General features: G+C 32.7%; 10 protein-coding genes. 6 read left to right on the top strand and 4 right to left on the bottom strand.

Annotated elements, in window-relative coordinates; all coding sequences use genetic code 11:
- Positions 1 to 54: 54 nt before the first annotated feature.
- Both CHB81_RS21805 and tsaD read right to left on the bottom strand, forming a co-directional pair.
- Complete coding sequence (locus tag CHB81_RS21805; RefSeq protein WP_089353947.1) at positions 55 to 768, bottom strand: 16S rRNA (uracil(1498)-N(3))-methyltransferase; 714 nt, start codon at positions 766 to 768, stop codon at positions 55 to 57.
- A 3-nt stretch (positions 769 to 771) separates the two neighbouring features.
- Positions 772 to 1,794 carry a tRNA (adenosine(37)-N6)-threonylcarbamoyltransferase complex transferase subunit TsaD gene (tsaD, locus tag CHB81_RS21800; protein ID WP_089353946.1) on the bottom strand — a complete coding sequence of 341 codons (1,023 nt, stop codon included), beginning with the start codon at positions 1,792 to 1,794 and terminating at the stop codon, positions 772 to 774.
- A 207-nt stretch (positions 1,795 to 2,001) separates the two neighbouring features.
- On the opposite strand from tsaD, the gene CHB81_RS21795 reads away from it, so the two are divergent.
- The 6 genes from CHB81_RS21795 (at position 2,002) to CHB81_RS21770 (ending at position 10,835) form a co-directional block, all read left to right on the top strand.
- A complete protein-coding gene (locus CHB81_RS21795; RefSeq protein ID WP_254921231.1) occupies positions 2,002 to 6,489 on the top strand; it encodes a translocation/assembly module TamB domain-containing protein in 4,488 nt (1,495 codons plus the stop codon).
- A gap of 311 nt (positions 6,490 to 6,800) precedes the next feature.
- Entirely contained in the window at positions 6,801 to 7,787 is a 987-nt protein-coding gene (pfkA, locus tag CHB81_RS21790) for a 6-phosphofructokinase (RefSeq protein WP_089353944.1), read from the top strand.
- An 89-nt stretch (positions 7,788 to 7,876) separates the two neighbouring features.
- Entirely contained in the window at positions 7,877 to 8,881 is a 1,005-nt protein-coding gene (gene gap / locus CHB81_RS21785) for a type I glyceraldehyde-3-phosphate dehydrogenase (RefSeq protein WP_089353943.1), read from the top strand.
- 130 nt (positions 8,882 to 9,011) lie between these two features.
- Positions 9,012 to 9,863, top strand: coding sequence for an N-acetylglucosamine kinase (locus CHB81_RS21780; RefSeq protein ID WP_089353942.1), 852 nt, complete (start codon positions 9,012 to 9,014; stop codon positions 9,861 to 9,863).
- Between the two features lie 13 nt (positions 9,864 to 9,876).
- Positions 9,877 to 10,251 carry a methylglyoxal synthase gene (locus tag CHB81_RS21775; protein ID WP_089353975.1) on the top strand — a complete coding sequence of 125 codons (375 nt, stop codon included), beginning with the start codon at positions 9,877 to 9,879 and terminating at the stop codon, positions 10,249 to 10,251.
- Between the two features lie 197 nt (positions 10,252 to 10,448).
- A complete protein-coding gene (locus tag CHB81_RS21770; protein ID WP_089353941.1) occupies positions 10,449 to 10,835 on the top strand; it encodes a methylglyoxal synthase in 387 nt (128 codons plus the stop codon).
- Here the strand turns inward: CHB81_RS21770 and CHB81_RS21765 are convergent.
- Both CHB81_RS21765 and CHB81_RS21760 read right to left on the bottom strand, forming a co-directional pair.
- A complete protein-coding gene (locus tag CHB81_RS21765) occupies positions 10,816 to 11,196 on the bottom strand; it encodes a RidA family protein (protein ID WP_089353940.1) in 381 nt (126 codons plus the stop codon). The genes CHB81_RS21770 and CHB81_RS21765 overlap by 20 nt on opposite strands.
- Before the next feature lie 24 nt (positions 11,197 to 11,220).
- A complete protein-coding gene (locus tag CHB81_RS21760; protein ID WP_176427568.1) occupies positions 11,221 to 13,950 on the bottom strand; it encodes a putative LPS assembly protein LptD in 2,730 nt (909 codons plus the stop codon).
- Positions 13,951 to 14,032: the final 82 nt, after the last annotated feature.

Raw genomic sequence — 14,032 nt, 5'->3', positions numbered from 1 at the left:
TTTTTTGTCATTTCGACGAAGGAGAAATCACAAAGCTAATCGGGAAATAATATTTTAACTCGAAATCTCATTAAAAAACACTACACTATGACATGCTACAACTGCAGCAGTTTCAGTTCGTAAACGAGTATTTCCTAACGTAACAGGTTGAAAATTATTTTCTATAGCCAATGCAATTTCTTTTTCAGAGAAATCTCCTTCCGGACCAATTAAAAGCGTTACGTTTTCATTTGGTTTTAAAATGTCTTTCAAAGATTTTTTGTCGGTTTCCTCGCAATGTGCAATTAATTGTAAACCTTCATTTTTTTGTTTGATGAACTCTTTAAACGAAATCGCCTCATTCAATTTTGGCAAATAAGTTTCATTCGATTGTTTCATTGCTGAAAGAATAATCTTTTCAAAACGCTCTAAGTTAATCACTTTTCGCTCAGAGCGATCACAAATTATGGGCGTAATTTCCTGAATTCCAATTTCGGTAGCTTTTTCTAAAAACCACTCAAAACGATCATTCATTTTGGTTGGAGCAACTGCCAGATGCAGACGAAATTTAGGTTCAGGAGATTTTTTTATCGAAAGTACTTCAACTATACATTTGTTGTCTGAAGCCAATGTGATTTCAGTTTCAAATATTAATCCCTGACCATTTGTAACGTGTAGAATATCTGAATCTTTCTTTCGTAAAACCTTTATAATATGACGGCTTTCTTCTTTATCAAAAAAGAAAGTTTCAGTCGTTTCGTCAATATCAGGATTGTAGAATAATTGCATAATTTAAAATTGAATTCGCGCTTTTGAAACCACAGATGAAGTTTCGAAACGACTTGATAAATATTTTTGATACCCTACAATTCCAATCATTGCGGCATTATCTGTTGTGTATTCGAATTTTGGAACAAAAGTTTTCCAGCCATACTTAGCTTCACTTTCTTTCAATCGGGTTCTGATTCCTGAATTTGCCGAGACTCCGCCACCAATCGCAATTTGTGTGATTCCGGTTTCTTTTACGGCTAATTTCAGTTTATCCATCAAAATTTCTATAATCGTATATTGAATAGAAGCGCAAATATCATTGAGATTTTCGTCAATGAAGTTTGGATTTTTTAATTTTTCCTTCTGAATAAAATATAAAATTGCGGTTTTTAATCCGGAGAAACTAAAATCTAATCCTGGAACTTTAGGTTTTGTAAAAGCAAAGGCTTTTGGATTTCCTAATTTCGCATATTTATCAATTAATGGCCCTCCGGGATAAGGAAGTCCAAGGATTTTGGCACTTTTGTCAAAAGCTTCCCCAACGGCGTCATCAGTGGTTTCTCCGATAATTTCCATTTCAAAAAAACCATTTACTTTTACGATTTGAGTATGACCACCACTAATAGTTAAGGCTAAAAACGGAAATTCGGGTTTGTCAAAACCTTCTTCGTCTATAAAATGAGCCAAAATATGGGCATGCATATGATTGACCGCAATTAGCGGAATTTTTAGGGCTAATGACAACGATTTGCTAAAAGAACTTCCCACTAACAAAGATCCCATTAAACCCGGACCCTGTGTAAATGCAATGGCAGTTAACTGTTCTTTTTGTACATTTGCTTTACGAAGCGCCGCATCAATTACAGGAACAATATTTTGCTGATGTGCTCTTGAAGCTAATTCAGGAACGACACCACCATATTGATTGTGAATTAGCTGATTGGCTACAACATTTGAGAGTACTTTGTCGTTATGTAAAACCGCTGCGGCAGTATCATCGCATGAACTTTCGATGGCAAGAATAAAAACCTCTGAATTTTGCATATAAAGGCACGAATTTTGAATTATATTTGACAAATCAAATTTTTAATTTTATTTGACTGTAAGGAGAGGCCAAAATTAAAGAATTTTTATCAAAAACAGTCGTTCTTTGTCTGTTCAAAGTAAATTTAAAAGAAAACAAAAATAAAAGCAGCTATCAGAAAAGTAAAGAAAATAGTATCCAGAACCCTAATTGGGTTAATCTTACTTTTGTTAGCACTCGCTATCATCTTGTCTTTGCCTGTGGTTCAGACAAAAATCGCCAATTATATTACAGACTCTCTCAACAAAGATTTTAATGTTACTATCAGTGTCGAAAGAACAGCAATTAATATTTTTGGTGGTGTTAAGTTAAAAAAAGTCTTGATTTTAGACCATCACAAAAAAACAATGATTTATTCAGACATTGTTGCAACTGATATTTTGGGTTTAAAAAGATTGCTGGATGGAGATTTGATTTTTGGAGATATCCGTCTGACAGGTTTGATTTTTAATTTAAAAACCTATAAAAAAGAGAATGAAAACAATCTTAACGTTTTTATTAAAGCATTCGAAAAAGGTCCAAAATCTCCATCAAGCAAGCATTTTTTATTAACTGCCAAGAATGCTTATATCGACAAAGGTGCTTTTTCTGTAGTGGATGAAAATAAAACGACCCCCAAATTCCTTGATTTTAAAAAGCTAAACGCTTATATCAGCGATTTTAAATTATACGGACCGGATGTTAATACAACAATTCATAGATTCTCATTTTTAGACCATCGTGGTTTGTATGTTTCTAATTTTGCGGGGAAATTTAGTTATACCAAAAAACAAATAAAAGTTGAAAATCTGGCTATAAAAACCAAAAGATCGTGGATTTATGGTAAAGCTATTTTGAATTATAAAATTGAGGACTTCTTAGATTTTACAGACAAAGTAAAGTTTAATGTGGCACTTGATTCGGCTTCGATTGCTTCAAACGATATTCGCAATTTTTATGACGGATTAGGTAAAAATCAGCATTTTAGAATAAGATCTAAGATAAGAGGAACACTGAATAATCTTAACTTAAGGCATCTTAAACTTAGTGATACTAATGGCTCGAGGATTGCCGGAACTATTAATTTCAGAAACCTTTTAGGAAGTAAAACTCAGAAGTTTTCTATGGAAGGGAAGTTTGATAAATTAATTTCCTCTTATGATAATCTGGTAGTTTTATTGCCAAATGTCTTAGGAAAAAAACTTCCAAAGGAACTGCAGCGAATTGGGAAATTTAATATTGTTGGAAAAGCAAAAGTCTCCACAACAGATTTAGAGACAGAGTTTAAAATGATAACTGATTTAGGAAATGGTCAGGCCAATATACATATGAACAATATGGACTTTATTGATAAAGCGTCGTATTCTGGAAATGTTATTTTGGACAATTTTAATATTGGAGCTTTATTAGATCGAAAAGATATTGGGAGAACAACTTTAGATCTGGATGTTGACGGAGTTGGTTTTACAGAGAAATACCTGAACACAATTGTAAAAGGTGATATAACAAAATTAGATTATAATAAGTATACCTATAATAATATTGTTGTAAACGGTAATTTTAAATTGCCTTATTATAAAGGACAAGTTGCGATAAATGATCCAAATTTGAGTTTGACTTTCGATGGTTTGGTTGATTTGAGTAAAAGAGAAAGTAAATATGATTTTCATATAAATGTTGAAAATGCCGATTTACGAAAATTGAAATTTGTTAGCGATTCGATTTCTACTTTTACGGGTGATGCAGTTGTGGAACTAACAGGAAACTCGATTGAGAATCTTCAGGGGAGTGTATATATTAAGGATGCTGTTTATCAAAATCCAAAATCGACTTATGCTTTTGATGATGTAACGATCAGTTCTAATTTTGATGCAGATCGATTAAGAACCATTACTGTTAATTCTACAGATGTTGTAAACGGAAAAATTGTAGGTAAATTTCAATTTGCGCAATTAGATAAACTGGTTATGAATTCGGTAGGAAGTTTGTACACTAATTATAAACCCTACAAAGTTAAAAAAGGACAGTTTTTAAATTTCAATTTTCATGTTTACGACAAGGTTGTCGAAATGTTGTATCCGGAAGTAAATATTGATTCTTCGACAGTAATGCGTGGCAAGATCGATTCAGACCTTGAGGAGTTCAAGTTTAAATTTAAATCTCAAAAAATTACCGCTGCAAAAAGCACCTTTGACAATATCCGAATTAATATCGATAATAAAAATGTGCTTTATAATGCTTATATCGAGCTGGATAGTATCAAAACCCCTTATTATAAAGTTCGGGATTTTAGTTTAATCAATGTTACTGCAAAAGATACACTGTTTGTTCGTTCAGAATTTAAAGGAGGAGATAAAGGCGAGGATTATTATAATCTGAATTTATTTCATACCATAGATAAAAATAAAAACAATATCGTTGGTATTAAGAAATCTGAGATGAAGTTTAAGGACTATTTATGGTATTTGAATGAAGACGAAGAAAAAGATAATCAGATTGTTTTTGATCAGTTTTTTAAGAATTTCACGATAGATAATATTGTGCTTTCTCATGAGAATCAAAAGATTGATTTGAATGGTATTATAAAAGGAACAGATTATAAAGATGTCGTTCTTAATTTTGAAGATGTTGATATTAATAAGATTACACCATTTAATTCTAAGTTTGTATTTAATGGTAACCTAAATGGCCAGGTAAATTATAAGCAGAATAAGAGTGTTTATCAGCCAACAGCATCTATTGTTATCGATCATCTCAATTTGAATAAAATTGACTTAGGAACGCTCAACTTCGATATTGCCGGTGATGAAAGCTTTAGAAAGTTTACGGTAAATTCTTCGATTCAAAATGGTTTTACAGAATCATTTAAAGCTAACGGAACTTTTGCAATCGAAAATAAAGAGACTCTTCTGGATCTGAGTTTAAAACTCGAAGGATTTAACCTGGCAACTTTAGGAGCTGTGGGCGGCGACGTTTTATCAAATGTAAGAGGAAGCGTTTCCGGAAATGCTGCTGTTGTAGGTAATCTTAAAAAACCGGAAATCAATGGTCGTTTATATGTAGAAAAGGCCGGAATGACAATTCCATATCTGAATACAGATTATGAATTAAGCGATCGAACCGTAATTGACTTAACGGATGAAAAATTCCTGTTTAGAAACAATCAATTAACGGATACTAAATACGGAACTAAAGGTTTGCTTAACGGAAGTATTGAACATCATAATTTTGGAGACTGGAAACTGGATCTTACCATAACTTCTAAACGATTGGTGGCACTGGACACAAAAGATAGCGAAGATGCAGCTTATTTTGGAACGGCATTTATAAATGGTACAGCAAGTATAAAAGGACCAACAGATGGTTTGTTTATTAAAGTAGCTGCAAAATCTGAGAAAGGTACCGAAGTAAAGATACCTATTAATAATGCACAAAGCGTTGGAGAAAGCAGCTGGATTCATTTTGTTACACCAAAAGAAAAATACAATCTGGCAAATGGTATTGTCGAGAAAACCAGAAATTATAACGGACTTGAATTGGAGTTTGATTTTGATATTACGCCAGATGCAGAGGTTGAAGTAATCCTGGATAGAAATTCCGGACACGGTATGAAAGGAAAAGGGTACGGATCGTTATTATTTAAGATTAATACACTGGGTAAGTTTAATATGTGGGGAGATTTCCAGGCATACGAAGGAACCTACAACTTTAAATATGGAGGTTTGATCGATAAAAAATTCTCTGTTAAAAAAGGTGGATCAATCATTTGGGAAGGAAACCCGATGAAAGCACAATTGAATTTAGAAGCCGTTTATAAAACATCGGCAAATCCGGCAGTATTATTAGACAATACTTCTTCATTCAATAAAAAAGTACCTGTAGAAGTTGTTATTGGTTTAAGAGGAGATTTAACAAGTCCTGAGCCTAATTTTGATATTCAGTTTCCATCCGTTAGTAATGTCCTTAAATCTGAGATACAATATAAATTAGACGATAAAGATATTCGTCAGACACAAGCACTTTATTTATTGTCTACAGGATCGTTCATGAGTACAGACGGATTTAGTCAGGGTGATTTATCAGGAACATTGACAGAAACGGCGTCTAGTTTATTAGGCGGCATTATAAAATCAGATAATGATAAAGTAAATATTGACTTGAATTATATTTCTGCAGATAAAAGATTGGGGCAGGAAGCTGATGGTCAGTTTGTGGCTAATATATCATCTCAGGTAAACGAAAGAATAACAATCAATGGTAAACTTGGAGTTCCGGTAGGAGGTGTAAATGAATCTGCAATTGTGGGTGATATCGAGATACTATATAGAGTAAACGAGGATGGATCTATGAATCTCCGTTTGTTTAATAAAGAGAATGATATCAATTATGTAGGGCAGGGAATTGGATATACACAAGGTGTTGGTATTTCGTATGAGGTGGATTTTGATACCTTTAGCGAGTTGGTAAATAAAATATTCAAAGATCATAAACTTGAACGTGCTATAAAAAGCTCTAACAATGATTTGCAGGATTCTAATTTAAATCCTGATTTTGTAAATTTCTCTAATAAAAAGGATGCTGAGAAAAACAAAAAGAAAACGGAGAAAAAAGAAGAAGAGAAGAAACCACCTCCACAAAATAATAATGAAGGTCTAATTCCTGATAATGATTTTTAAATCATTTTGTTAAATATATGTTTATAAAAAACCATTCGTTATTGCGAATGGTTTTTTTATACTAAATTTAAAGGTCCAAAAATAAAATTTAGAATTTGCAAAAGCTCTGATTTTTGTAACACTTCATTAATGTATTGTTAATTTTAAACATTTAATTAAAATAAGAGCCTTTTATTATTTTAAATGAATTTTTTACTATCGAAAAACTTATTAACGAAAACGTTTGAATTTAACATATTTTATTAATTTATTATAAACATAACCCGAAAAGTGGTGAATGTTTGCTAATTTTACACTTTAATACTTAAATAATGCCAAAAACAATAAAAAAAGTAGGTGTTCTAACCTCAGGAGGAGACTCGCCAGGAATGAATGCCGCAATACGATCAGTTGTTCGAACATGCGCTTATCATAATATAGAATGCATAGGAATTTATAGAGGGTATCAAGGAATGATCGAAGGTGATTTCAAAGAAATGGGACCTCGAAGCGTAAATAATATAGTAAACAAAGGTGGAACGATCTTAAAATCGGCTCGTTCTGTTGAGTTTAGAACCCCGGAAGGTAGAAAAAAGGCTCACGAGAATCTTTTGAAAGCAGGAATTGATGCTCTTGTTGTCATTGGAGGAGACGGAAGTTTTACCGGAGGTTTGATTTTTAATTCAGAATATGATTTCCCGATAATGGGAATCCCGGGTACAATTGATAACGATATTTTTGGTACAACTCATACATTAGGTTATGATACTGCCTTAAATACTGTTGTAGATTGTATCGATAAAATTAGAGACACTGCGAGTTCTCATAACCGTCTGTTTTTTGTAGAGGTTATGGGTAGAGATGCCGGTCATATTGCTTTAAATGCCGGAATTGGTGCTGGTGCCGAAGAAATTCTTATCCCTGAAGAAGATTTAGGTTTAGACAGATTGCTGGACTCTCTTCAAAAAAGTAAAGCTTCAGGAAAATCATCAAGTATAGTAGTTATCGCTGAAGGTGATAAAATTGGTAAAAACGTATTCGAATTAAAAGATTACGTTGAAGCTAACTTGCCTGAATATGACGTGAGAGTTTCTGTTTTAGGACACATGCAGCGTGGTGGATCTCCATCTTGTTTTGATCGTGTTCTTGCAAGCCGTTTAGGTGTAAAAGCAGTAGAATCTTTGATCGAAGGTAAATCAAATTATATGGTTGGTTTGCGCGAAGATAAAGTAGCACTGACTCCATTAGAGCAAGCAATTAAAGGTAAATCTGAAATTGATAGAGAATTGTTGAGAGTGTCAGACATTATGTCGACATAACATACATATAAAAGTTTAAAAAAGGAATGAAGTTTATTGTGAGGAAATTAGACTTTAAATTAGTGTAATAAAAACAAAAATTAAGTAAAATGTCAAAAGTAAAATTAGGAATAAACGGATTTGGACGTATCGGAAGAATCGTTTTTAGAGAAACTTTCAATAGAGATAATGTAGAAGTTGTAGCGATCAACGATTTATTAGATGTTGATCACTTAGCTTATTTATTAAAATATGATTCAGTTCACGGTCGTTTTAATGGAACTGTAGAAGTAAAAGAAGGAAAACTTTATGTAAACGGAAGAAATATCCGTATCACTGCAGAAAGAAATCCTGCTGACTTAAAATGGAATGAAGTTGATGTTGATGTAGTTGCTGAATGTACTGGTATTTTTACAACTATCGAAACTGCAAATGAGCACATTAAAGGTGGTGCTAAAAAAGTAATCATTTCAGCTCCGTCTGCAGATGCTCCAATGTTTGTAATGGGAGTAAACCATGAAACAGCAAAAGCTACTGATTTAGTAGTTTCTAACGCTTCTTGTACAACAAACTGTTTAGCTCCTTTAGCTAAAGTTATTCATGATAATTTCGAAATCGTTGAAGGTTTAATGACAACTGTTCACGCAACAACTTCAACTCAAATGACTGCTGATGGTCCTTCTAGAAAAGACTGGAGAGGTGGACGTGCTGCTAGCATCAACATCATCCCATCTTCAACTGGAGCTGCTAAAGCGGTTGGAAAAGTAATTCCTGCTTTGAATGGAAAATTAACTGGAATGTCTTTCCGTGTTCCTACGGCTGACGTTTCTGTAGTAGATTTAACTGTAAAAGTAGCTAAAGAAACTTCTTATGAAGAAATTATGGCTGTTTTGAAAAATGCTTCTGAAACTACAATGAAAGGTATCTTAGGATATACTGAAGATGCAGTTGTTTCTCAAGATTTTATCTCAGACAAAAGAACTTCAATCATTGATGCTGGCGCAGGAATTGGATTAAATTCTACTTTCTTCAAATTAGTATCTTGGTATGATAATGAGTACGGTTACTCTAGTAAATTAATCGATTTATCTGTGCATATCGCAGGTTTAAAATAATAATATATAATTTTGCAAAATCCCGTTATTTTATAGTAACGGGATTTTCTTATTTTGTTCCTTCTTTAATTAATGTAAAAAACACACTTTTAAATTAATCAAAGAGAAACTAATCCAAAAACTGAATAAAATGAAATTAATAGTTGATAGTGGATCTACTAAAGCCGATTGGATTGCAATTGATGATAATGGAAAAGTATTATTTACCACGCAAACTCTGGGATTAAATCCTGAAATTCTTGATGGTCCTGAAATTATAGAAAGATTAAATGATCGTTTTGATATTTTACAAAACAAAAAAAATGCTTCACATTTGTTCTTTTACGGAGCCGGTTGTGGAACAGACAGAATGAAACAATCTTTGTCACAAATCTTTCAGGAATATTTTTCTAATGCAATTGTAGAAGTTCATGAAGATACATATGCTGCTGTTTATGCAACTACTCCAAAAGGAGAAGAAGCAATCGTAAGTATATTAGGAACGGGATCTAACTGCAGTTATTTTGATGGAAAAGTTTTGCATCAAAAAGTACAGTCTTTAGGGTATATTGCCATGGATGATTGTAGTGGAAATGTTTTTGGAAAAGAATTAATCAGAAAATATTATTTCAATAAAATGCCTAAGGAATTAGCAGTTGAATTTGAAAAAGAATACAACTTAGATCCTGATTTTATTAAAAATAAATTATACAAAGAACCAAATCCAAATGCTTATTTGGCGACTTTTGCAAAGTTCTTAATCAAGCATAAAGACACTGAATTTTGCAGAAAAATCATCTTTAAAGGGATGAAATCTTTCGTTAAGAATTACATCAAACAATTTGATAATTGTAAAGAAGTTCCAGTTCATTTTGTGGGTTCAATTGCTTTTTATTTAAAAGACGAATTACAGGAAACATTTAATAAATATGAACTTCAATTAGGGAATGTTTTAAGAAGACCTATTGATGGATTAATTGCTTATCATGTTGCTAATCAATAAATAAAAGTAAATGATTGAAATTGCTATTATAGCTCACGACGGTAAGAAGGCAGATATGGTTCAGTTTTTGAATAAAAACAAGACACTTCTCCTTAAAGAAAATATTAAGTTGATAGCTACAGGAACTACAGGAAGCAAAGCTGTAAATGCCGGTTTTAAGGTAAAAAGAATGCTTTCAGGACCAATGGGAGGTGATGCGCAAATTGCTGCGCGTGTAGCCGAAGGTAAAACACAAATGGTTTTCTTTTTCAAAGATCCGTTGGCAAGCCACGCTCATGAAGTCGACATTAATATGCTTATTCGTGTGTGTGATGTACATAATGTGCCTTTAGCAACAAATGAAGCTTCTGCTCAATTATTATTAAATGCTGTTGTATTAGAGCTTTAGAGTTTTAATTCATTTCTATTATATAAGAAACCGTTTCCTATTACCGAAACGGTTTTTTTATTGCCTATAAAATAGTAATAATGACTTATTTGTAGTCTTTTTTTGCTGTTGTGCTAAATGTTTGATATTCATTATCTTATATTTAATCTGTTTTGCTTTTTTAAAGTAAATTTGATTAGTATAATTATTGTTAAATCATGAAAAAACAAACTTTAATTGCAATAATTGCTCATGATAATAAAAAAGCAGATATGATTCAGTTTTTAATTAAAAATGGAATTACGCTGCGACATGATAAAGTAAAACTTATTGCAACAGGAATATTAGGAAGAAATGCTGAGAAATCGGGGTTTAAAATAAAAAAGATGCTTCCGTGTTCAATGGGTGGGGATGCTCAAATTGCTTCTAAAGTGGCAGAGGGTAAAATTAATGTCGTCTTTATGTTTACAGATCCTTTAGTGACCAATGCTCATGAAGTCGATATTAAGATGCTTGTCAGGATATGTGATGTACATAATGTGCCGCTGGCAACAAACGAAGCAACGGCACAATTATTTTTAAACGCTATTGTACAGCGATTATAGATATTTCTACATTGACATTTTTTGGTAAACATGCTACCTGAACAGTTTCACGTGCAGGAGCCGTTTTTTCGTTAAAATAAGATCCGTAAACGGTATTTATAGCAGCAAAATTATTCATATCCATAATGAATATAGTTGCTTTTACCACGTTTTCAAAAGTCATATTTGCGGCTTCCAAAATTGCTGCAATATTTTCCATTACCTGTTTAGTTTCATCATTGATGTTATCAGTAATAAGTTCTCCAGAGGCTGGATTTATAGCAATTTGGCCAGAAGCATAAAGTGTGTTTCCGGATAATACAGCTTGGTTATAAGGTCCGATTGGAGCCGGAGCTTTTTCAGTAAAGATGATTTTTTTCATAACAAATTATTTTTATTCGATCAATTATCGATTTAATGTACTTCGTTTATTCCATTTGATATCACTAAGCATTCCAGACTTGATTCCAATAAAGAAGTTCCAGTTTGAATTAGTTCCCAATGGTGACCAGTTAAAAGCCATTCTCCAGCTCAATAAATCTCTTTCAAAACGCAATTGAGTAAAAGTAACTCCCTTTTGTACAAAGTCGTAACCTGTAGAAACTCCACCTTTCCATTTTGGAGTAATATCCATATTTACAGACATCATAATAGAGTTTCCTGAGATTTTATTTTCTCTTCTGATATTTGTGTACGTTAATGAATAAGCAAGCGTCATGTCCCACGGAATTTTTGACTTAAAGAATTCACTGATTACATCTTTGTCATCATCTTTTTCATTTGCAAACTGACTATTTCTTGGATCAGTTAAGTCTGTATTGGTACCAAACAAATCATCTTTTCGACCTCCATTCCGCTGACTTTGGTCGTTTTTATCATCTTTAGTTGTGCCTTTGTTAGAAAACGAATAGTTTAAAGTTAGATTGGCATTTGTCATTCTAAATAAACTTCCTCCGTTGTTGATGTTATAAGTATCAATTCTGTCGTTGTTATTGTTTAGAGCATATGGATCTAATGTAGTTCCAAAATTGACATTCATCTTATTTTGGAAAAGCTGAGTTCCACCGCTAATAAGTATTGGCTGCCAGGCTAAAACATCTTTACCGTTAGCATTAAAATTATAATTGGTACTAAAGTTTAAGTTGTTTAATAACATTACTTTTTTAGGCTCCGTTTTTGTACTGTCACGATCTCTTACTTTGGCTTCAAAAGTGTTGCTCAAAGCAAAGGCAACAATGTTTGAGTTGTCTTTTCCTGGAGCACCATAAACACCTCCTGCAAATCTTGTGTATTCATCTGTCATTCTTCCTGAAGCATCTACAGCATAAGTGTCGTAATATTTCTCGAAACTTGGTGTATAAGAGTAACTAATTGTAGGACGCATTACGTGACGAATCGATTGAATTCTTTTATCACTTCCAAAATTAAATGTACCATATATAGTGGTACCTAAACTTGAGGTGAAATTGTAAGTTCTAAACGAGTCAAAACCATTTACAACTTTATCAACAACTTTTCCCTGATCTGTATCGTAGTTTTTATTAATGGTTTTAGTAACCCATGTTTCCTGATAATTAGTAGCTGCCTGCGCACTAAAATATTTGAAAATTTTAAAGTTTGTACTTAACGGAATAGTATGCTGCATTCCTATTTGTGCATCTCTGAACATTTGAGGTTTAAAAAACAAAGAATCAGTTGTGGTGATATTGTTTTTCCCGCTTAAGTTATATTGTAAGTTAATGTTTTTTATAAAACCTTTTTTGACACCGTCTTTTCCAACAAAAGGATAGACACGATCAACACTGGCTTGCAAAGTTGGTAAAGTCATTGTAATAACTTCTGTTTGTGTGTTTTGCTGATGTGTTGCCGATAATGAAAAACGTGCTTGCGGAATCGTATTAAAAGTCTTGCTGTAAGATATAGAAGAACTTAAAGTATTGTTCAAATTTGAACCAATATTGGCCTGATTGATAGATTGCTTAAAGTACTTACTACTACCCATATTCACCGACGCAGAGAAAGTTGAATTAGGGCTTGATTTAGTATCTCTTGAATGTGACCACTGAATGTTGTAAATATTCTGTCTGCTATAATCCGGATAACCGCGCTCACTGTTAATCAGATTTTCAAAACGTATATTAACATTTCCTCGATATCTGTATCTTTTGGCATAAGCCGACTCAAATCGCATGGCGTAACTACCATTAGTATAATAATCTCCTAAAACGGTCAAATCATAATTCTCGCTTAAAGCAAAATAATATCCCATATTCTGAAGCGAAAATCCTCTTGTATTTGAATCGTTATAACTAGGAATAATGATACCGGAAACACTCTTCTCCTGGCTCATTGGGAAATAAGCAAAAGGTAATGCAAGCGGAGTAGGTACATCAGCAATAACCATATTGGTTAAGCCGGTAATTACTTTTTTGCCGGGTATAAATTTTACTTTATTGGTCTGAAAATAGTATTCAGGGTTGTCGATATCTGTTGCCGTTGTAAATCGGGCACCTTTTAAAAAGTAAACAGAATCATTTTCCTTTTTAGTAACAGCAGCTTTTATTTTAAATTCACCCTGTTCAGTTCTTGAATTAAAAATTAAAGCTTTTTTTGTTTTAAAATTAAAACGGATAGAGTCAGGCTGAACCTCGCTTGCGCCTTGTTTAAAATTTGGATATTGTGACAAAACCCCGGCAGAATCTTTTATTCTCCCGGCATAAACTTCGTCTTTTTCGTAGTTTAAGACAATTATACCTGATTTTAATTCGACATCTTTATAGTATAATTCAGCTTCGTTGTATAATGTAATCAGTTTTCTCTTCTGATCGATTTTTGCGTAATCTTTGGCTCTATATTTTACTTTTCCGTCAAGAAAAGTCTTTTTAGGCCTAACCGTGTCAAGTTTTATGGTATCAGTAACAGAAGTTACAGGTTTATCAGTAGTAACATCAGTTTTCGATTTATCTGTTTGTTTTACAGTTGATAACGGCTTTTTTTTGTTTTTTATCTCTTGCGAATATAATTTACCACTTCCTAATGTTAGGAAAATTGATAATAAAACGATATTAAATAAGTTTGTATGCAAAGGTTTAAATGCTATTTTTGTAAAATTATGGCTTGTTTTTTGACATGTCAAACTTACATATAATTTTTTGTCAAAAATAATCAATTGTAAAAATTATAGCAGTTGCGTTTTATTAAAATTAACTTTTAGATTT

Source organism: Flavobacterium sp. ov086 (genome assembly GCF_900187965.1).
Classification (GTDB): Bacteria; Bacteroidota; Bacteroidia; order Flavobacteriales; family Flavobacteriaceae; genus Flavobacterium.
Note: the sequence above shows the minus strand (reverse complement) of the source record. Positions and strands in the feature narration are given on the sequence as shown.